The organism is Streptomyces sp. NPDC014889, from assembly GCF_043081205.1.
Classification (GTDB): Bacteria; Actinomycetota; Actinomycetes; order Streptomycetales; family Streptomycetaceae; genus Streptomyces.
Genome location: NZ_JBIBWH010000003.1, coordinates 463,619 through 483,663, shown reverse-complemented (window position 1 = coordinate 483,663; position 20,045 = coordinate 463,619). Strand labels below are relative to the sequence as shown.

At 71.6% G+C, this 20,045-nt stretch carries 14 protein-coding genes and 1 pseudogene; all 15 read right to left on the bottom strand.

Translation table 11 applies throughout. From position 1 onward, the window contains the following. Positions 1-17: 17 nt before the first annotated feature. Positions 18-836, bottom strand: a complete 819-nt coding sequence (locus ACF09J_RS08405; RefSeq protein WP_392304590.1) for an acyltransferase — start codon at positions 834-836, stop codon at positions 18-20. 215 nt (positions 837-1,051) lie between these two features. Beyond that, positions 1,052-2,488, bottom strand: coding sequence for a GTPase ObgE (gene obgE, locus ACF09J_RS08400; RefSeq protein ID WP_392304589.1), 1,437 nt, complete (start codon positions 2,486-2,488; stop codon positions 1,052-1,054). A gap of 111 nt (positions 2,489-2,599) precedes the next feature. Continuing rightward, on the bottom strand, positions 2,600-2,854 hold the full coding sequence (gene rpmA, locus ACF09J_RS08395; protein WP_030051735.1) for a 50S ribosomal protein L27: 255 nt from the start codon (positions 2,852-2,854) through the stop codon (positions 2,600-2,602). 14 nt (positions 2,855-2,868) lie between these two features. Then, positions 2,869-3,189: a 50S ribosomal protein L21 gene (rplU, locus tag ACF09J_RS08390; protein WP_030653874.1), complete on the bottom strand. Its 321-nt coding sequence runs from the start codon at positions 3,187-3,189 to the stop codon at positions 2,869-2,871. Between the two features lie 189 nt (positions 3,190-3,378). Next, positions 3,379-3,972 (bottom strand): dTDP-4-dehydrorhamnose 3,5-epimerase, encoded by a 594-nt coding sequence (rfbC, locus tag ACF09J_RS08385; RefSeq protein WP_392304588.1) that lies wholly within the window; start codon positions 3,970-3,972, stop codon positions 3,379-3,381. Further along, positions 3,972-4,934: a dTDP-4-dehydrorhamnose reductase gene (gene rfbD, locus ACF09J_RS08380; protein WP_392304587.1), complete on the bottom strand. Its 963-nt coding sequence runs from the start codon at positions 4,932-4,934 to the stop codon at positions 3,972-3,974. The genes rfbC and rfbD overlap by 1 nt, the downstream gene beginning before the upstream one ends. A 10-nt stretch (positions 4,935-4,944) precedes the next feature. Beyond that, on the bottom strand, positions 4,945-5,934 hold the full coding sequence (gene rfbB, locus ACF09J_RS08375) for a dTDP-glucose 4,6-dehydratase (protein ID WP_392304586.1): 990 nt from the start codon (positions 5,932-5,934) through the stop codon (positions 4,945-4,947). After that, a pseudogene (locus tag ACF09J_RS08370) lies at positions 5,931-6,040 on the bottom strand (glucose-1-phosphate thymidylyltransferase); the annotation flags it as partial. The pseudogene ACF09J_RS08370 and the gene rfbB, both read right to left, overlap by 4 nt. Before the next feature lie 461 nt (positions 6,041-6,501). Beyond that, positions 6,502-10,878 carry an Rne/Rng family ribonuclease gene (locus ACF09J_RS08365; RefSeq protein ID WP_392304585.1) on the bottom strand — a complete coding sequence of 1,459 codons (4,377 nt, stop codon included), beginning with the start codon at positions 10,876-10,878 and terminating at the stop codon, positions 6,502-6,504. A gap of 277 nt (positions 10,879-11,155) precedes the next feature. Beyond that, positions 11,156-11,941 (bottom strand): TIGR03936 family radical SAM-associated protein, encoded by a 786-nt coding sequence (locus ACF09J_RS08360; protein ID WP_392304584.1) that lies wholly within the window; start codon positions 11,939-11,941, stop codon positions 11,156-11,158. A 172-nt stretch (positions 11,942-12,113) separates the two neighbouring features. Next, positions 12,114-12,800 carry an SDR family oxidoreductase gene (locus ACF09J_RS08355; RefSeq protein WP_392304583.1) on the bottom strand — a complete coding sequence of 229 codons (687 nt, stop codon included), beginning with the start codon at positions 12,798-12,800 and terminating at the stop codon, positions 12,114-12,116. A gap of 50 nt (positions 12,801-12,850) precedes the next feature. Next, positions 12,851-14,830 (bottom strand): TIGR03960 family B12-binding radical SAM protein, encoded by a 1,980-nt coding sequence (locus ACF09J_RS08350; RefSeq protein ID WP_392304582.1) that lies wholly within the window; start codon positions 14,828-14,830, stop codon positions 12,851-12,853. A 94-nt stretch (positions 14,831-14,924) separates the two neighbouring features. Further along, complete coding sequence (locus ACF09J_RS08345) at positions 14,925-16,463, bottom strand: CHAD domain-containing protein (RefSeq protein WP_392304581.1); 1,539 nt, start codon at positions 16,461-16,463, stop codon at positions 14,925-14,927. Between the two features lie 58 nt (positions 16,464-16,521). Next, the gene (gene rodA, locus ACF09J_RS08340) at positions 16,522-17,721 is read right to left on the bottom strand and encodes a rod shape-determining protein RodA (RefSeq protein WP_392304580.1); all 1,200 of its coding nucleotides are present in this window, start codon (positions 17,719-17,721) and stop codon (positions 16,522-16,524) included. Beyond that, positions 17,718-20,039, bottom strand: coding sequence for a penicillin-binding protein 2 (gene mrdA / locus ACF09J_RS08335; protein ID WP_392304579.1), 2,322 nt, complete (start codon positions 20,037-20,039; stop codon positions 17,718-17,720). Before mrdA ends, rodA begins: the two co-directional genes overlap by 4 nt. Between the last annotated feature and the right edge of the window lie 6 nt (positions 20,040-20,045).

The window sequence follows — 20,045 nt, the reverse complement described above, 5'->3', positions numbered from 1 at the left end:
GCCGGGGTGATCCGCTGTCAGGCCTTTGAGGAGGACAGAAGCTTCCGGGCCAGCCGCCGCACCGGTGCCGGCAGGTGCCGGGCCAGCCGCCGCGTCTTTCCGCCGGCCCGCGGCCGCACCGCCGGCTTCTCCGGGATCGCCGCGTCGTCGGTGAGGTTCCAGTACTTCGGGGACTTCTCCCCCTTGCGCGGGTACTCCTCGTTCGGCCGGCGTGGCACGACCTCGGGGCGCTCCCAGGCGATGTCCCTCCGCACCACGCGCGCCGGTGCTCCCACCGCGACGCAGTTGTTCGGAATGGACGAGGTGACGATGCTGCGAAAGCCGATCACCGAACCGTTGCCGATGGTGACACCGCCCATCACGACCGCGTGCTTCGCGATCCAGACGTGCTCGCCCACGACGATCGACTGGGACGGGTTCACGCGCTTCTCCGTGCGCACGTCGAAGATCGGGTGGGTGTCGTCGCCCCGCACCTCGATGTTCTTGGCGAACATCACGTCATCACCGATCGACACCGACACGCCTTCGACGGCGGAGATGAAGGTACGTCCGGCGCAGCCCACGTTCTCGCCGATCCAGATCCGGGACTCGTGTCCGCAGCGCAGCTCGAAGCGGAGACCTGCGCGCTTCTTCGTGGTCGGCCCGATCTCGATCTGTCCGTTGTCTCCCGAGAAGGTGACGAGCAGATCCTTGATATCCGCCTTGGGGCTGATGATGAGCGTGTTGTTCGACCCCTTGAACCGGATATCGATCTTGTCTTCACGGATCTCGCCGTCATAGACGATCTGATTTCCCTGATCATCCTTGTAACGCTCGAGCTTGTGCAATTGCAGCATCGCGTCTGAGGGTGTGCCCTCGACCGGGTCAGGTCGGACCAGCCCCTCGCACCTCCGTTCCAGCCTGCGTGTTCGCTCAAGCTAGCAGATGGCTCTATTACCGAAAATTAACCCGAACCACCTGGTCGCCGACGCCGGCATGGGCCTTTGGATCAAAAGCATTTGGCGCCGAATACCTGGAGTCCCACGGCATCCGGACGTGCCGATGCCCTCTTCTAGAACGGCTCGAAGTCGTCGTACTCGTCCTGGGCCTCGTCGTGTTCCGCCTGGCGGTCGCGGCGGCGCTGGGCGGCCGGACGCGGCGCCTCGAACCGGTGGTCCTCGCCGCGGCGGCCGAGCATCTCCGCGCCCGCAGTGACCGACGGCTCCCAGTCGAAGACGACCGCGTTGTCCTCGGGCCCGATGGCGACGCCGTCACCGGCGCGGGCGCCGGCCTTCATCAACTGCTCCTCGACACCGAGGCGGTTGAGGCGGTCGGCGAGGTAACCGACGGCCTCGTCGTTGTTGAAGTCGGTCTGCCGCACCCAGCGTTCGGGCTTCTCGCCGCGCACGCGGAAGAGGCCGTCGTCCTCGCGGACGACTGTGAAGCCCGCGTCGTCGACCGCCTTCGGCCGGATGACGATACGGGTCGCCTCCTCCTTCGGCCGGGCGGCGCGCGCCGTGGCGACCAGGTCGGCCAGCGCGTACGACAGCTCCTTGAGCCCGATGTGCGCGACCGCCGACACCTCGAAGACGCGGTAGCCGCGTGCCTGGAGGTCGGGGCGGACCATCTCGGCGAGGTCCTTGCCGTCGGGGACGTCGGTCTTGTTCAGGACGACGATGCGGGGACGGTTGCCGAGGCCGCCGTACTGCCGCAGCTCCTCCTCGATGACGTCGAGGTCGGAGACCGGGTCGCGGTCGGACTCCAGGGTGGCCGTGTCCAGTACGTGCACGAGCACGCTGCACCGCTCCACATGGCGCAGGAACTCCAGGCCGAGACCCTTGCCCTGGCTGGCGCCGGGAATGAGACCCGGCACGTCGGCGACGGTGTAGACGGTCGAACCGGCCGTCACCACGCCCAGGTTGGGCACGAGGGTGGTGAACGGATAGTCCGCGATCTTCGGCTTGGCCGCGGAGAGGACGGAGATGAGGGAGGACTTGCCGGCGCTCGGGTACCCGACCAGCGCCACATCGGCGACGGTCTTCAGCTCCAGGACGATGTCCTGCACGTCACCCGGCACGCCCAGCAGCGCGAAGCCGGGTGCCTTGCGCCGGGCGGAGGCCAGCGCCGCGTTGCCGAGGCCGCCCCGGCCGCCCTGCGCGGCGATGTACGAGGTGCCGTTGCCGACGAGGTCGGCGAGGACGTTGCCGGCCTTGTCGAGCACGACGGTGCCGTCGGGCACGACGAGGACGAGGTCCTGCCCGTCCTTGCCGCTGCGGTTGCCGCCCTCGCCGGGCTTGCCGTTGGTGGCCTTGCGGTGCGGCGAGTGATGGTACTCGAGCAGCGTGGTGACGGACTGGTCGACGGTGAGGATCACGTCGCCGCCGCGCCCGCCGTTGCCGCCGTCCGGGCCGCCCAGCGGCTTGAACTTCTCACGATGCACGGAGGCACAGCCGTGGCCTCCGTTACCCGCGGCGACGTGCAGTTCGACGCGGTCCACGAAGGTGGTCATGGTGGTGCCTCCAGCACTGCGAAAGGTACGGATGTGGTGACTGCGTAACACGCGAAAGGCGGACCCGCCTTCCCGCCGGGGAAGTGAGGTCCGCCTCGCGAAAGCTTCCGATCAGGCGACCGGAACGATGTTCACGACCTTGCGGCCACGGCTGGTGCCGAACTCCACCGCACCGGCCTGGAGCGCGAACAGCGTGTCGTCGCCGCCGCGGCCGACACCGGCGCCCGGGTGGAAGTGGGTGCCGCGCTGGCGGACCAGGATCTCACCCGCGTTGACGACCTGACCGCCGAAGCGCTTCACGCCGAGCCGCTGGGCATTGGAGTCGCGACCGTTCCGGGTGGACGATGCGCCCTTCTTGTGTGCCATGTCTCCTCAGTCCCTTACTTCGCAGCCGCGGGGATCGACGTGACCTTGATCGCCGTGTACTGCTGGCGGTGGCCCTGCCGACGGCGGTAGCCGGTCTTGTTCTTGTAGCGCAGAATGTCGATCTTCTGGCCCTTGTGGTGGTCCACGACCTCGGCCTGGACCTTGATGCCGGCCAGCACCCACGGGTCGCTGGTCACGGAGTCGCCGTCGACGACGAGCAGGGTCGAAAGCTCGACCGTGTCGCCAACCTTGGCGGTGGAAATCTTGTCAACCTCAACGATGTCGCCGACAGCAACCTTGTGCTGGCGACCACCGCTGCGCACGATGGCGTACACGCGGATCTCACTCTCTCGCTCGGGACGGCACCCCCGCAGGCCAGCCACCCGGCACAGCGGACGACCTCTCCCGGTCACGGCCTGTGTCCGGGAGGATGAGGTTTACGGGGATGTGACGGGCACAGAGGCCACGCCGACGGTCAAGGTTACGGGGCGTCCACCGGCCGGTCAAACCGGGCCGGGGACGGTTCAGCCGCCGAGGCTCTCCCGGTGGGCCACGCACTCCGCGTAGGAGGGCAGGAGGCCCTGGTCCCGGGCCTGGGCCAGGGCGGGCGCCCGGTCGTCCTTGTCGGAGAGCAGCGGGGTGATGTCCGTGGGCCAGGCGATGCCGAGTGCCGGGTCCAGCGGGTGGATGCCGTGCTCGCGTCCGGGGGCGTAGCCCTCGGAGCAGAGGTAGACCACGGTGGCGTCCTCGGTGAGCGCCATGAAGCCGTGGCCGAGGCCCTCGGAGAGGTGGACCGCGTGGTGGTCGCGGTCGTCGAGGCGCACCGCCTCCCACTGCCCGAAGGTGGGCGAGCCGGCCCGGATGTCCACGATCACGTCGAGGACCGCGCCGCGCACGCACTTGACGTACTTGGCCTGGCCGGGCGGCACGTCCGCGAAGTGGATCCCGCGCAGGGTGCCCCGGCTGGAGACCGACATGTTGGCCTGGGCCAGGGTGAGCGAGTGGCCCACCGCCTCGGTGAAGAGGGGCGCCTTGAACCACTCGTGGAAGCTGCCCCGGCTGTCGGGGAAGACCTTCGGCTCGTGCACCCAGGCACCGGAGATCGAAAGGGGTCGCATCACACAGTCCTCGGTTCTTCCCTCGGTTCTTCTTCCGCTGGTCCGGCGGGGCGCGCCGGCCGGTCGCGCCGGATCTCCGGGAACGCCTCGGTGAGCGCCGCGCGCCAGTCGCGCAGCGGCTCGACACCGGCCGCCCGGAGGCCGTCGTGGCCGAGGACGCTGTAGGCCGGGCGGGGGGCGGGGCGGCTGAACGCCTCGCTCGTGGTGGGGCGGACCCGGTCCGGGTCCGCCCCGAGCAGGCGGAAGATCTCCCGGGTGAAGCCGTACCAGGTGGTCTCGCCGGAGCTGGTGCCGTGGTGGATCCCGGCCGGGACGGTGCCGGCCAGGGCTCCGCGTCCCAGGGCGCACAGCAGACCGGCCAGGTCGGCGCTCCAGGTGGGCTGGCCGCGCTGGTCGTCCACGACGTCCAGGGTCTCGCGCTCCCCGGCCAGGCGGATCATGGTGCGGACGAAGTTGGGGCCGCCGCTGCCGTACAGCCAGGCGGTGCGGATCACATGGCCTCGGTCCGGAAGGATCTTCAGGACGGCCTGCTCACCGGCGAGCTTGGTACGGCCGTACGCGCTGCGCGGGGCGGTGGGGGCGTCCTCGGCGTACGGGGTGGTGGCGTCGCCGGCGAAGACGTAGTCGGTGGAGACGTGGAGCAGGACGGCGCCGGTACGGGCGCAGGCGGCGGCGAGGTGGGCCGGTCCGTCGCCGTTGACGCGGAGCGCCTCGGCCTCGTGGGTCTCCGCGTCGTCCACGGCGGTCCAGGCCGCGCAGTTGACGACCACGGCGGGGCGGTGACGCTCCAACTCCCGCCGCACGGCCGCGGGGTCGGTGAGATCCAGGGCGGCGCGGTCCAGCGCGACCGGCTGCTCGCCCTCGGCGGCCAGCCCGGCCAGCACGTCCTGGCCGAGCATGCCGCCCGCGCCGGTGACCAGCCACCCGCTCGGGACGCTTGCCTCTTCCTGTGTCGGGTTCATGCCTCTTCTTTCAGTTCAGGGCCGCGCGCTCCTTCAGCGGCTCCCACCAGGCACGGTTGTCGCGGTACCACTGCACCGTCTCGGCAAGGCCGGTGCGGAAGTCCTTGCGGGGCTCGTAGCCGAGCTCATCGCGGATCTTCGCGCAGTCGACGGAGTAGCGGCGGTCGTGGCCCTTGCGGTCGTCGACGTACTCGACGCTGGTCTCCCAGTCGGCGCCGCACGCCTCCAGCAGCAGCGCCGTGAGCTCCTTGTTGGAGAGCTCGGTGCCGCCGCCGATGTTGTAGACCTCGCCCGCGCGGCCCCTGGTGCGGACCAGGTCGATGCCCTGGACGTGGTCGTCGATGTGCAGCCAGTCGCGGACGTTGCCGCCGTCGCCGTACAGCGGGACCTTCTTGCCGTCGAGGAGGTTGGTGACGAAGAGCGGGATGACCTTCTCGGGGAAGTGGTGGTGCCCGTAGTTGTTGGAGCAGCGGGTGACGCGGACGTCCAGGCCGTGGGTGCGGTGGTAGGACAGCGCGATCAGGTCGCTGGAGGCCTTCGCCGAGGAATAGGGCGAGTTGGGCGCCAGCGGGTGGGTCTCGGGCCAGGAGCCCTCGTCGATCGAGCCGTAGACCTCGTCGGTGGAGATGTGCACGAAGGTCTTGATGCCGGCCCGGTGGGCCGCGTCGACGAGCGTGTGCGTGCCGACGACGTTCGTGCGGACGAACTCCGCGCCGCCGTCGATGGAGCGGTCGACGTGCGACTCGGCGGCGAAGTGCACGACCTCGTCGTGCTCGGACATCAGCTTGCCCACGAGTTCCGGGTCGCAGATGTCGCCCTGCACGAAGGCGAACCCCGGGTGCGCGCGCACCTCGTCGAGGTTGGCCGGGTTGCCCGCGTACGTCAGCTTGTCCAGGACGGTGATCGCGACACCACCGGGCCCCCGCGGGCCGAGCAGCGTACGGACGTAGTGCGAGCCGATGAAGCCGGCGCCGCCGGTCACCAGGATCCTGGTCGTCATGAGGAGATCTGCACCTTGCTGTGATCACCGAGCACGAGCCGGTGGGCCGAAGGTTTCCGGGACGCGGGCGTCACTTCGACGTCCCGCCGACGAGGGAGGCCTCCACCATCTCCAACTCCCCGCGCCAGCAGGGCTCGAGGGAGCGGACGAGTTCGGCGACACCGAAGGACGTGGGGTTGGGAACCTTGGTCAGCAGGATCCGCCCCCCGGAGAGCACGAGAGCCTTCACGTATTGCGCCCCAATACTGTGGATGGATTGGGAACAGAATCCCAATACGTCCTTTTTAGAGTCAATCGCGGCTCATACCTTAGCCTTTCCGGTCCGTCTTTCCCTCGCGCCACGAAAGCAGCGACGTACGACACACAAACGCGGGGGGGGGGGGGGGGGGGGGGGGGGGGGGGGGGCCGGGCCGCGGGGGGGGGGGGGGGGGCGGCCCGCGCGCCCCCCCGCGGGGGGGGGGGGCGGGGCGGCCGCGCCGGGGGGGGGGGGCGGCGTACCCCCCCCCCCCCCCCCCCCCCCCCCCCCCCCCCCCCCCCCCCCCCCCCCCCCCGCGGGGTGCGAGCCGGTCAGTCCTCCGTCGAGGCCGAGACGGACGGCGACGACTGCTCGGCCGCCGCGGTCTTCTTCGACGCGGACTTCTTCGCGGCCGTGGCCGTCTTGGCGGTCTTCGCCGCCTTCTTGGCCGTGGCCTTCTTCGCGGCGGTCTTCTTGGCCGTCGTCGTCTTCTTGGCCACCGCCTTCTTCGTGGCGGCCTTCTTCGCCGTGGCCTTCTTGGCGACCTTGCGGGCCGTCTTCTTGGCCGGGACGGCCTCCTCGGCGGCGGTCTCGGCCGACTCGGGGTCCACAGCGGCCTGTTCGGCCGCCGGCTCGGCGGACTCGGTGACCGCGTTCCGCGTGTCCTGCGCGACGGCCTCCTCCGCCGTGCCCGACGGGACGACCACGACGGCCGTGTCCTCGGGCGCGGTCGGCGCGGTGGCCTTGCGCACGGCGCGGCGGCGCGGACGGGCCGGGGCGGCGGACTCGGCCGGAGCCTCCGGCTGAGCCGCCGGAACCTCAGCCGCCTCGCCCACGGTGTCCCGCGCCTCGGCGGGCGCCGCCGGCGCGGCCTCCGGCACCGTCACCACGGACGCCTCGGCACCCTCCGGGGACCCGGCCGGCGCCGACACCTTGCGGGTCGCGCGACGACGCGCACGGCCCTTGGGGGCGGCCTCCTCGGCCACGGCAGGGACCGTCGGGTCCTCCACGGCCACGGGCTCGGCCTGAGCCTGCTCGGCCGGCTCCGGGAGAACCGGACGCGCGGCCTCCTCGGCCGCCGTCACGTCCTGCGCCGTGGGAGCCGGGGCGCCGCCGTCGGCGTGGGCCTTCGGCGCGCCCGCGGGCGCGGACGCCCGCCGGCTCGCGCGGCGCCGCGTACGACCACGGCTCGCCGCGGCCTCCGCCTCGGCGACGCTGCTGTACAGCTCCTCGTCCGGGGCCATCTCCAGCGCGGGCAGCGTGATGGGCCCGGCGGCCTCCGACTCGGTCTCCGCCTCCTCCTCGGCGGTCGGGGCGACCACCTCGGCGGCCACGGCCTCGTGCTCGTGCGGCTGCTCGGCACCGGCGCGGGCGCGCTTGCGGCGCTTGCTCCCGCCGCCACCGCCGGCACTCGGCTGCTCCAGGTGGACGATGACACCGCGGCCGTTGCAGTGCACACAGGTCTCGGAGAAGGACTCCAGCAGGCCCTGGCCCACCCGCTTGCGGGTCATCTGCACCAGGCCCAGCGAGGTCACCTCGGCCACCTGGTGCTTCGTACGGTCCCGGCCCAGGCACTCCAGCAGGCGGCGCAGCACCAGGTCGCGGTTGGACTCCAGGACCATGTCGATGAAGTCGATCACGATGATGCCGCCGAGGTCGCGCAGCCGAAGCTGGCGCACGATCTCCTCGGCCGCCTCCAGGTTGTTCCTGGTGACCGTCTCCTCCAGGTTGCCGCCCTGGCCGGTGAACTTGCCGGTGTTGACGTCGATGACGACCATCGCCTCGGTCCGGTCGATCACCAGCGAACCGCCGCTGGGCAGCCAGACCTTGCGGTCCAGCGCCTTGGCGAGCTGCTCGTCGATCCGGTACGTGGCGAAGACGTCGACCTCGCTGGTCCAGCGCTGCAGACGCGGCGCGAGGTCCGGGGCGACGTGCGAGACGTACCCGTGGATCGTCTCCCACGCCTCGTCGCCGCTGACGATGACCTTGGAGAAGTCCTCGTTGAAGATGTCGCGCACGACCCGGACGGTCATGTCCGGCTCGCCGTACAGCAGCGACGGCGCACTCGAGCTGCCGCCCTTGGCCTTCTTCTTGATGTCCTCCCACTGCGACTGGAGCCGCTCGACGTCGCGGCGCAGCTCGTCCTCGCTCGCGCCCTCGGCGGCGGTGCGCACGATGACGCCCGCGTCCTCGGGGACGATCTTCTTGAGGATGGTCTTCAGCCGGGCCCGCTCGGTGTCGGGCAGCTTGCGGCTGATGCCGGTCATCGAGCCCTCGGGGACGTACACGAGGTAGCGGCCCGGGAGGGAGACCTGGCTGGTCAGGCGGGCGCCCTTGTGTCCGATCGGGTCCTTGGTGACCTGGACGAGGACGGACTGCCCGGACTTCAGCGCGGACTCGATGCGGCGGGGTCCGTTGGCCATCCCGAGCGCCTCGAAGTTGACCTCGCCCGCGTACAGGACGGCGTTGCGGCCCTTGCCGATGTCGATGAAGGCGGCCTCCATCGAGGGCAGGACGTTCTGCACCTTGCCCAGGTAGACGTTGCCGACGTACGAGGTCGACTGCTCCTTGTTGACGTAGTGCTCGACGAGCACGCCGTCCTCCAGGACGCCGATCTGCGTACGGTCGCCGTGCTGCCGGACGGCCATCACCCGCTCGACGGCCTCACGGCGGGCCAGGAACTCGGCCTCGGTGATGATCGGCACCCGGCGGCGGCCCTGCTCGCGGCCCTCGCGGCGGCGCTGCTTCTTGGCCTCCAGACGGGTCGAGCCCTTGATGGACTGCACCTCGTCGGACGGCTCGGCGGCCTTGCGGGGCTCGCGCACCTTGACGACGGTGCGCTCGGGGTCGTCGGCGGACGGCTCGCCCTCCCCGGCGCCGTCACCGGCCCGGCGACGACGCCGACGGCGACGGCGGCTGCTGCTGGAGCCGCCGCCTCCCTGCCGGCCCTCGTCCTCGTCGGCCGAGTCCTCGGCCCCGGACGCGTCCTCCTCGTCCTCGTCGAGCTGCTCGGCGGTGTCCTCGGCGTCCTGCGCGGCCTGCTCGGCGGCGAGTTCGTCGCTCTCCTCCGCGTCCTCGCCGGCCTCGGCGGACTCGCCCCGGCGGCGGCGACGGCCACCGCGGCGACGGCGACGGCGGGAACCGGACTCCTCGCCGTCCTCGCCCTCGACGGCGTCGTCGGCCGACTCGGCGGACTCCTCCTCCGACTCGTCCTCGGCGGACTCGTCGGCGGTCGCGGCCGTCCGGGTCTCGGACTCCTCGCCACCGGAACCCCGGCGACGACGGCGGCGGCGCGAGCCGCCCTGGTCGGAGTGCTCGGTCTGCTCGACCTGCTCGGGCTGCTCCTCCGGGAGTTCCTCGCTCTCGGCGGCCTCGGCCGCGGCCGCGGCGGCGGCACGCTCCGGGGTCTGGAACATCGGCTCGGTGAAGACGGGCGCCTGGAACACGGCGACGGCGGGCCGAGCGGGCCTGCGCGTCGACTCGCCGTCACCGGCGGTGGACTCGGCGGCGGGCTCGGAGAACCCGGTCGCGGCACGCCGGACGACCCGGCGCCGGCTCCGCCGCGTCCCGCTCTCCTCGGCGGCGGGGGTGACCTCGGCGGGGGCCTCGCCCTCGCCGGGAACCTCGTCGGACCGGGCCTCGGGGGCCTCGGAAACGGCGGCGGTCTGGGCGGCGGGCTCGGACACACGGCGCGTGGCACGCCGACGGGTGCGCCGCGGCGCCGCGTCCTCCACGACCTCCGCGTCGGACTCGCGCTCGGCGGTCCCGGTTTCGGTGGCCGCGGTTTCGGCGGCAGCGCCAGCCTGAGCCTCGGCGGCGGGGGCGGCGCTTGCGGACTCGGCCGCCACGCTCACGGGCGCGGCGGCGGGCTCGGACACACGGCGCGTGGCACGCCGACGCGTGCGGCGCGGCGCCGCGTCCTCGCCGACGGTCTCGCCCTCGGCTTCGGCGGCGGGCTCACCGGTGGCGGCGGCCTGGGGCACCGTCTCCTCGGCGGGGGCAGCGCTTGTGGCGGGCGCGGACACGCGCCGGGTGGCGCGGCGCCGCGTACGAGCGGCGGGCTCGGGCGCCTCCGCCGCCGGCTCGGCGACGGTCTCGACGCTCGTCCGGGGCTCCGCGCTCTCCGTGGGCGCGGCCGGGACGGCCGCCTCGACGGCCTCCGTGGACGCGGCAGGCGTGGTCACGCTGCGCGTGGCACGCCGGCGGGTACGCCGCGGGGCGGCGGCCTCGCCGACCTCCACGGACCCGGCGGGCGTCTCGACGGCACCGGACCCGGTGGCCGGCGTCTCGGCGACGGCCGCCGCCTGCACGACGGTCTCGGCGGCAGCCTCGCCCTCGGTGGCCTTGGGGGTCCCGGCGGGCGCGGAGGCGCGACGCCGCGTACGGCGCGCGGGCGCCGCCTCCTCGGCGGCGGCCTCGGCTGCCTCCTCGGCCCCCTCCGTCTCCTCGGTGTCCTCACCGGCGACTACGGCCGGCTCCGCCTCGGCGGCCTCCGCTGTCCCGGGAGTCTCCTCCACCTGCTCCGCGAGTTCCGCGGCAGCGGCGGCCGGTACGGCCGGAGCGGTGATCTCGGCCGCGGCCTCGGAGGACGCGGCGGCGGGCGGACCCGCCGGGCGGGACGCGGCACGGCGCCGACGACGCGGCGGCAGGGTGTCGCTGGGGGTGTTCAGTTCTTCGGAACCCACGATGGGTTCGGTCGGTTCGAGCATGCGGGCGAATCTCCCGTCAGGCTCCCGGGCGCCGCGCCTGGTCCGGCGCCGATCACGTCGATCGGCACCGTTGACGTCCGCGGCCGCGCGATGCGCGTCGGCCGCCGTCCGGGGCGCGGGCGCCGCACGGGAGCTCTCTGTGTCCTGTCTCGCCGGTTCCGTACCCCTTGTCGTGCACGGCCTGGCGAAAGTCTTCTGGTCGGTGCGCTGCCCGACCCAGGTGGCTCCCGAGTACGAGGGCGGCGCTTTCAACGTCCGTCCCGGTGCGGAACCGTCCCTACGCAGGCGCCTTCGCGGCGGCAGGAACGGCGGCCCCCACTGAATCGGCCGGGGCGGCCAGGTCTGCCTCGCGGTCGGGCGCGAGCGGGTCGGTCACCGTGCCGGTCTCTTCATCGAGCAGCCCCTGCGCCAGCCTGGTCACCGCTGCGGGGACCGGCGGCGCCAGGTCGGCCACGGCGCGGAGACCGGACAGGACGTCGTCGGGTCGTACGGCAGGCGTCACGTGCCGAACAACCAGCCGCAGTATCGCACAAGGCTGGCCGGTCGGCCCATCAGCCGCCGAACCGTGCGTTTCCATACTCCCCAGGTCCACCACGGCGGACCGGGCGTCGAAGGTGCGCATGCCGTTCTTGGTCAGGCGCTGCACTTCCACGGTCCCGGCCCCGTTGAAGGCCGCGACCGCGCGTTCGGCCTCGGCCGGGTCCACGCCGTCCAGCCGCAGCTCCCACACGGAAGCGGTCAGCCGGTCGGCGAGCCCCGACGTACGGGCCTCGACCGCGTCGACGACGTCCAGCCCGGAGGGCAGCGACTCGTCGAGCAACTCACGCAGGCGCTCCGGGTCGCGGGGCGCGGTGAGCGCGATCTCCAGGTACTCCGCCTCACTGCCCGTGCCGGTGGGTGCGGCATTGGCGTAGGAGACCTTCGGGTGCGGCGTGAACCCCGCCGAGTACGCCATCGGCACCTCGGCACGGCGCAGCGCACGCTCGAAGGCGCGCTGGAAGTCACGGTGGCTGGTGAACCGGAGGCGGCCTCGCTTGGTGTAGCGCAGTCGGATGCGCTGCACCGCGGGTGCGGGCGGTGGGCCTTCGGGCTGTCGCTTGCCCAGTGGAACTTCTCCTCGTGTACGGCGGACGGTCCGTGGCGCCAACCCTCGTCGGTGGCTTCGCGCCCGGTCCTTCTCTCTAGAGTACGCGTTTCGGCCACCTCGGGTTCCCGGCGGACCACTGGCCGAGAGCTCACTGTCCGAGTGGTTGCGCCAGGGCTTGCTTGATCTGCCTGGTCCGCTCGTCGGCGAGGACCTCGACCCGATCGTTCGCCAGGGCGTCCATGGTCTGCGCCGCCACGTCCGCCGCGCTGATCTTGGGTGCGTCCGTGAAGGAGCTGAGATCCGTCTCCACGAAACCGGCGTGGACGCCGATCACGAGCGTGCCCTGCTCGCGCAGACCTTCCCGCAGCGCGCCCGTCAACGACCACTGAGCCGCCTTGGAGGCCGCGTACCCGGGATACTCCGGCCGGGAGATCCAGGAGACGGCCGACAGCATGTTCACCAGTGCCCCGCCGCCGTTGCGCGCCAGGACCGGGGCGAAGGCGCGGGAAACGGCCCAGGTGCCGAAGTAGTTGATCTCCATCGCCTCGCGCGCGCCGTCGAAGGAGCCCGTGAGCAGCTTGGTCCCAAAGCCTCCGACGCCCGCGTTGTTGACGACGATGGTGACGTCACCGGCGGCCTCGGCCGCCGACGCGACCTCCTCCGGCCTGGTGACGTCCAGACGCAGCGGGGAGAGCTCCTCGTCGCCCACGCTCGCCGGATCGCGGACACCGGCGTAGACCTTGGCGGCTCCCCGCTCGATCAGTGCACGAGCGAATGCGTGCCCGATGCCACGGTTGGCCCCTGTCACCAGGGCTGTCGATCCTCTGATCTCCATCGCGCTTCCTTCCCGCTGTGGCCTGCCGAGCACGGCAGGCACTGGGACCCTCAGTGCGCGTGACCACTCGCCGCGGCCGCCGGGGCCGCGTTCTTGACCGTCAGGGGGAGCAGCTTCTTGCCGGTCGGGCCGATCTGGATGGCCGTGTCCATCTGCGGGCACACCCCGCAGTCGAAGCAGGGGGTCCAGCGGCAGTCGTCGACCTCTGTCTCGTCGAGGGCGTCCTGCCAGTCCTCCCAGAGCCAGTCCTTGTCGAGGCCGGAGTCGAGGTGGTCCCAGGGGAGGACCTCCTCGTAGGTGCGCTCGCGGGTGGTGTACCAGTCGACGTCCACGCCGAAGGGGGCCAGGGCCTTGTCGGCGCAGGCCATCCAGCGGTCGTAGGAGAAGTGCTCGCGCCAGCCGTCGAAGCGGCCGCCGTCGTCGTAGACCGCGCGGATGACGGCGCCGATCCGGCGGTCGCCGCGGGAGAGCAGGCCCTCGACGATGCCGGGCTTGCCGTCGTGGTAGCGGAAGCCGATCGAGCGGCCGTACTTCTTGTCACCGCGGATCTTGTCGCGGAGCCGCTCCAGGCGGGTGTCCGTCTCCTCGGCGGAGAGCTGGGGCGCCCACTGGAACGGGGTGTGCGGCTTGGGGACGAAGCCGCCGATCGACACCGTGCAGCGGATGTCGTTGGAGCCGGAGACCTCACGGCCCTTCTGGATCACACGGGTCGCCATGTCGGCGATCTGGAGGACGTCGTCGTCGGTCTCCGTGGGCAGACCGCACATGAAGTACAGCTTCACCTGGCGCCAGCCGTTGCCGTAGGCCGTGGCGACGGTGCGGATCAGGTCGTCCTCCGAGACCATCTTGTTGATGACCTTGCGGATGCGCTCGGAGCCGCCCTCCGGGGCGAAGGTGAGGCCCGAGCGGCGGCCGTTGCGGGTCAGCTCGTTCGCCAGGTCGATGTTGAAGGCGTCCACGCGGGTGGAGGGCAGCGAGAGGCCGATCTTGTCGGCCTCGTAGCGGTCGGCGAGGCCCTTGGCGATGTCGCCGATCTCCGAGTGGTCGGCCGAGGACAGGGAGAGCAGGCCCACCTCCTCGAAGCCCGTCGACTTCAGCCCGGCCTCCACCATGTCGCCGATGCCCGTGATGGAACGCTCGCGCACCGGGCGGGTGATCATGCCGGCCTGGCAGAAGCGGCACCCGCGCGTGCAGCCGCGGAAGATCTCGACCGACATGCGCTCGTGGACCGTCTCCGCCAGCGGCACCAGCGGCTGCTTCGGGTACGGCCACTCGTCCAGGTCCATCACCGTGTGCTTCGACACGCGCCACGGGACGCCCGACCTGTTGGGGACCACGCGGCCGATGCGGCCGTCGGGGAGGTATTCGACGTCGTAGAAGCCGGGCACGTACACCCCGCCCGTCCGGGCCAGGCGGAAGAGGAGTTCCTCGCGCCCGCCCGGGCGGCCCTCCGCCTTCCAGGCGCGGATGATCTCCGTGACCTCCAGCACCGCCTGCTCGCCGTCGCCGATGACCGCGCAGTCGATGAAGTCGGCGATCGGCTCGGGGTTGAACGCCGCGTGGCCGCCCGCCATCACGATCGGGTCGTCGATCGTGCGGTCCCTGGCCTCCAGGGGGATTCCGGCCAGGTCCAGGGCCGTCAGCATGTTCGTGTAGCCCAGCTCCGTGGAGAAGGACAGGCCGAAGACGTCGAAGGCCTTCACCGGGCGGTGGCCGTCCACCGTGAACTGCGGAACGCTGTGCTCCCGCATCAGCGCCTCCAGGTCGGGCCACACGCTGTAGGTGCGCTCGGCCAGGACGCCCTCGCGCTCGTTGAGGACCTCGTAGAGGATCATGACGCCCTGGTTGGGCAGGCCGACCTCGTAGGCGTCCGGGTACATGAGCGCCCAGCGGACATCGCAGTCGTCCCAGTTCTTGACGGTCGAGTTGAGCTCGCCGCCCACGTACTGGATCGGCTTCTGCACATGCGGGAGCAGGGCTTCGAGCTGCGGGAACACAGACTCGACGGTCTCGGCGGCTTCGGCAGGCATCTCGACGGACCTTCGCTGAGCTGACAGGGGTGACCATCAAGCGTAACCCGGTCCCGGGCCTGCCCCGAACGCTCGGAAGGCGGGCCCGGAGCGCTCAGAGAGCCGCCCCCTTCTTGACCGTCTTCTTGAGCGCCCGCGAGGTTTCCGATAGCCGCGCCTCCAGCTCGGCCGCGCGCTGCTCCTCGCGTCCGTGGAGCACCCCGTACGTGAAGGCGCTCTCCCCCGCCGCGTGCGCCTGCCCGGCCAGTTCGCGCAGGGTGCGGCGGGCCATGACGCTGTCCTGGTGGTCGCCGAGCAGGTTCTGCAGCGACTTCGCCGCCCTCACCAGGCCGGCGGCCGGATCACCGAGGGCGGGTTCGGCCGCCTCGGCCGCGTACCGGGTGGCCTTCGCCCTCTTGCGGGCCTCGTGCAGGGCGAGGTCGCGGTCGTGGCCCGGCGGCAGGCCGAGGGCCTGCTGGAGCAGGTCGGAGAGCGCGGCGAGGTCCTTGCGTACGGACTTGGCGATCACCTTGGCCGGTTTGCCGGCGGCCGCCGGGCGCAGCGGCGGGTCGGCCAGCAGGGCGTCCAGTGCGTCGAGGAGGGCCAGGTGGCGGTCGCTGTCGAGGTCGGCGAGGAACCGCCGGCGCGCGTCGCCGTGGGCGGTCTGCGACCAGGTGCGCAGCCGGGTGCGGACGGGGCCGGTGACCAGGGTGTAGGGCAGGTCGTCGAGGGCGGCGGTGAGGCGTTCGGTGAGGACTTCCTGGTCGCGGTCGCGGCCGAGTTCGATGCCGAGCCGTTTCAGTTCCGCGCGGAGCGGGTCGGTGGCGGTCCGGTCCAGGACCCTGCGGTAGGTGCGCAGGGCACTGCGCAGGCGGCGGGTGGCGACGCGCATGCGGTGGACGGAGTCGTACTCGTCCCGGCGTACGGCGGGGTCGAGGGCGACGAGGGCGTCGCGCTGGGCGCGCAGATAGGCGAGGACGTGGTCGCCGGCCGTCTTCGGTGGCTTGTGCCGGGCCGGTGCGGCGGGGCGGTGGTCCGGCGGGGCGGTCTCGGTCAGGGCGCGGGCCAGTTTGGAGGCCGCAGGGGAGGGCCGTACGCCGGCCTCGCGCAGGCGGGTGTCGACGGCGTCGAGGAGGGCCGGGTCGCCGTCGTCGGCGAGTTCGACCTCGATCTCGGTCCACTGGGCCGCGCCGTCGTGGCCGGTCAGCCGTTCGGCCCGTACGGCGTCGACGACGACCTCGGCGAGCGGGGTGCCGTCGGCGTCGACGAGGTGGCGGGTGCCGCGCCGGGTGCGGAGGCGGACCAGTGGGAGCAGTTCGCCCTCGCGGACGCGGGAGTGGACGAGCGCGGCGAGGTCGGGCGGGACGGTGTCGGAGAGGGGGGCGTGGATCTCGTCGCGTACGCCGGTGGCGACCGGGAGTTTCAGGTGCCAGCCCGCGTCGGCGCCGCCGGTGCGGCGGCGCAGGGTGAGTCCGCCGGCGGCGAGGCGTTCGTCGGGGGTGTCGTAGTAGACGGCGTCGAGTTCGGCGACGCCCTGGTCGACGACGGCCGCCACCGGGCCGACGCCGGTCAGGACGCCGCTCAGATCGGGCAGCCCGCCGTCGCCCGTCTCGTACTTCCGCTCGATCTCCCTTTTCGCCTTGATGTCCGCCATGACCCGAATCTAGTGCGGGTACGGCCCCGGCGGCAGGGGTCCGGGGCGCGGGTCGCCGCTACGCGGACATGGGCCGCTGCACTCTGATCGACTGGAGCAGTCCGACCGCCACCCAGACCGCGAACATCGACGAGCCGCCGTAGGAGACGAAGGGCAGGGGCAGGCCGGTGACCGGCATGATGCCCAGGGTCATCCCGATGTTCTCGAAGGACTGGAAGGCGAACCAGGCGACGATCCCGGCGGCGACGATGGTGCCGTACAGCTCGGTCGTCTCGCGGGCGATGCGGCAGGCGCGCCAGAGTACGACGCCGAGCAGCACGACGATGAGTCCGGCGCCGACGAAGCCGAGTTCCTCGCCCGCGACCGTGAAGACGAAGTCGGTCTGCTGTTCGGGGACGAACTGGCCGGTGGTCTGGGAGCCGTGGAAGAGGCCCGCGCCGGTCAGACCGCCGGAGCCGATGGCGATGCGGGCCTGGTTGGTGTTGTACCCGACGCCGGCCGGGTCGAGGCTGGGGTTGGCGAAGGCGGCGAACCGGTTGATCTGGTACTCGTCCAGGATGTGCAGTTGCCAGACGGCGATGCATCCGACGACGCCCGCGGTGAGCAGGCCGAAGATCCAGCGGTTGGACGCGCCGGAGGCGAGCAGCACGCCCAGGATGATGGTCAGCAGGACCAGGACCGTGCCGAGGTCGGGCATGAGCAGCACGACCATGATCGGTACGGCGGCCAGTCCGAGCGACTGCAGGACCGTGCGGTGGTCGGGGTACATCTTGTCGCCCGCGTCGACCCGGGCCGCGAGCAGCATCGCCATGCCCAGGATGATCGTGACCTTCACGAACTCGGAGGGCTGGAGGGAGAAGCCGCCGCCGAGGACGATCCAGTTGCGGTTGCCGTTGATGGTGGCGCCGAGCGGGGTGAGCACCAGCAGCACGCCGAGGACCGAGAGTCCGTACAGGATGGGCACGACGTTGCGCAGGGTGCGGTGGCCCAGCCAGACGGTGCCGATCATCAGGGCGAACCCGATGCCGGTGTTCATCAGGTGCCGGAGCAGGAAGTAGTACGGGTCGCCCTGGTTGATGCCGGTGCGGTTGCGGGTGGCGGAGTAGATCAGGGCGGCGCCGATCGCGGACAGCGCGAGCGCGCAGAACAGTATCGGCCAGTCGAGCCGGCGGGCGGCCGAGTCGCGGGCGAAGACCCGTGTCCAGCCGCCCCGTTGGGGGCCGTATCCGGAGATGGAGAAGCTGTTCGCGCCGGTCATGCGGTGATCCTCCGGCTTCCCCTTCGGCGTTGGCGCCTACGGGTCTGGCGGTTGCCTGTGGGGGGCGAGGCGGTGGTCGCCGGCGGCAGTTGGTCGTTCGGCGAGGCGCCGCCCTGCTGGTCGCCGGCCGTGGTGCCGCCCTGCTGGTCGTTCGGCGCGGTGCCGCCGCCCTGCTCGGCGGCCTGCTTGGCGACCTCCTCCTGGTCCTTGGCCGGGTCGGCCGGGACCTTCGGGGCGGCGATCGAGCCGTCGGGGCGGATCTGCGGCAGGCTCTTCTGCGGGGTGGGCAGCAGGGCCTTCTTGTTGTCGATGGAGCCGTCGGCCTGGACGCCGTACATGGCGCTGTAGATGTTGCGGACGGCCTCACCGGAGGCGCCGGAGCCGGTACCGGCCTGGGCGATGGTCATGATGACCGAGTAGTCCTTGCTGTAGGTGGCCAGCCAGGAGGTGGTCTGCTTGCCGTAGACCTCGGCGGTACCTGTCTTGGCGTGCAGCGGGATCTTGTCCTGCGGCCAGCCGGCGAACTTCCAGGCGGCGGTACCGCGGGTGGCCACACCGGCCAGGGCCTGGTCCATCATGTCGCGGGTGGCCTTGGTGACGGGCAGCTTGCCGTGGGACTTGGGCTTGATCTCGGTGACCTGCTTGCCGTCGGGGCTGATGACCGCCTTGCCGATGGTCGGCGTGTACATGGTGCCGCCGTTGGAGATCGCGCCGTAGATCACGGCCTCCTGGATCGGGGTGACGAGGGTGTCGCCCTGGCCGATGGAGTAGTTGATCGAGTCGCCCTCGCGCAGCTTGTTGCCCTCCAGGCAGTTCTCGTACGCGATCTTCTCGACGTAGCTGCCGTCCTTCTTGCCGGTCTTGCACCAGCCGTCCTTGTTGGCCTCCCAGTACCGCTGCTTCCACTCGCGGTCGGGGACCCGGCCGGTGACCTCGTTGGGCAGGTCGATGCCGGTCTCCTTGCCGAGGCCGAACTGGTGGGCGGCCTTGTAGAAGTAGTCCTTGGGCTTGCCCTTCTTGGGGTTGATGCCGCCGTCCTTCTTCCACTCGTTGTCCGAGAGGTAGTAGAAGACGGTGTCGCAGGAGACCTCCAGGGCCCGGCCGAGCGAGATCGGGCCGAAGTTCTCCCCCTCGAAGTTCTTGAAGACCTGGTTGCCGACCGAGTAGGAGCTGACGCAGGGGTAGTTGCCGTTGAAGTCGTAGCCGGCCTCGACCGCGGCGGCCGTGGAGACCACCTTGAACGTCGAGCCGGGCGCGGACTGCCCCTGGATGGCCCGGTTGAGCAGCGGGTAGTTGGAGTTCTTGCCGGTGAGCGCCTTGTAGTCCTTGGAGGAGATGCCGCCGACCCAGGCGTTGGGGTCGTACGTGGGCGCGGACGCCATGGCGACGATACGGCCGGTCTTGGCCTCCATCACGACGACGGCCCCGGAGTCGGCCTTGTAGTTCCTGTTGGTGTTCCTGTCCCACTGGGTCCGCGCGGCCTTCATCGCCTTGTCCAGCTCGTACTCGGCGATCCGCTGGACGCGGGAGTCGATGCTGGTGACCAGGCTGGAGCCGGTTTCGGCGGGGTCCGACTTGGACTTGCCGATGACCCGGCCGAGGTTGTCGACCTCGTAGCGGGTGACGCCGGCCTTGCCGCGCAGCTCCCGGTCATACTGTCGTTCGAGGCCGGAGCGGCCGACCATGTCGGAGCGCAGGTAGGGCGAGTCGGTGTCCTTGGCCTGCTGGATCTCGTCGTCGGTGACCGGTGAGAGGTAGCCGAGGACCTGCGCGGAGTTGGACTTGCCGGGCCCGGGGTAGCGGCGCACGGCCTCGGGTTCGGCGGTGATGCCCGGGAAGTCCTCGGCGCGCTCGCGGATCTGGAGGGCCTGGCGCGGGGTGGCCTCGTCGGTGATGGGGATGGGCTGGTACGGCGAGCCGTTCCAGCAGGGCTGCGGGGTCTTGGCGTCGCACAGCCGGACCTTCAGCATGACCTCGTCGACGTCCATGCCGAGGACGCCGGCCAGCTTGGTGAGGACCGCCTTGCCGTCGTCCTTCTGCTTCAGCAGGTCGGTGCGGGAGGCGGAGACCACCAACCGGGTCTCGTTGTCGGCGAGCGGCACACCGCGGGCGTCCAGGATGGAGCCGCGCACGGCGGGCTGGACGACCTGCTGGACGTGGTTGCCCGACGCCTCCTTCTGGTAGTGGGCGCCCTCGCGGATCTGGAGGTACCACAGTCGGCCGCCGAGGGTGCCGAGCAGGGAGAGGACGAGGATCTGGATGACGACGAGCCGGGTCTGGACGCGTGGGGTCCTGCCGGTCTCAGGGATGTTGGTCACGGGTGC

Excerpts from the sequence above, each read along its gene's own strand:
- ACF09J_RS08405 (WP_392304590.1), bottom strand. The coding sequence starts at position 836 with ATGCTGCAATTGCACAAGCTCGAGCGTTACAAGGATGATCAGGGAAAT.
- obgE (WP_392304589.1), bottom strand. The coding sequence starts at position 2,488 with ATGACCACCTTCGTGGACCGCGTCGAACTGCACGTCGCCGCGGGTAAC.
- rpmA (WP_030051735.1), bottom strand. The coding sequence starts at position 2,854 with ATGGCACACAAGAAGGGCGCATCGTCCACCCGGAACGGTCGCGACTCC.
- rfbC (WP_392304588.1), bottom strand. The coding sequence starts at position 3,972 with ATGCGACCCCTTTCGATCTCCGGTGCCTGGGTGCACGAGCCGAAGGTC.
- rfbD (WP_392304587.1), bottom strand. The coding sequence starts at position 4,934 with ATGAACCCGACACAGGAAGAGGCAAGCGTCCCGAGCGGGTGGCTGGTC.
- rfbB (WP_392304586.1), bottom strand. The coding sequence starts at position 5,934 with ATGACGACCAGGATCCTGGTGACCGGCGGCGCCGGCTTCATCGGCTCG.
- ACF09J_RS08365 (WP_392304585.1), bottom strand. The coding sequence starts at position 10,878 with ATGCTCGAACCGACCGAACCCATCGTGGGTTCCGAAGAACTGAACACC.
- ACF09J_RS08355 (WP_392304583.1), bottom strand. The coding sequence starts at position 12,800 with ATGGAGATCAGAGGATCGACAGCCCTGGTGACAGGGGCCAACCGTGGC.
- ACF09J_RS08350 (WP_392304582.1), bottom strand. The coding sequence starts at position 14,830 with ATGCCTGCCGAAGCCGCCGAGACCGTCGAGTCTGTGTTCCCGCAGCTC.
- ACF09J_RS08345 (WP_392304581.1), bottom strand. The coding sequence starts at position 16,463 with ATGGCGGACATCAAGGCGAAAAGGGAGATCGAGCGGAAGTACGAGACG.
- rodA (WP_392304580.1), bottom strand. The coding sequence starts at position 17,721 with ATGACCGGCGCGAACAGCTTCTCCATCTCCGGATACGGCCCCCAACGG.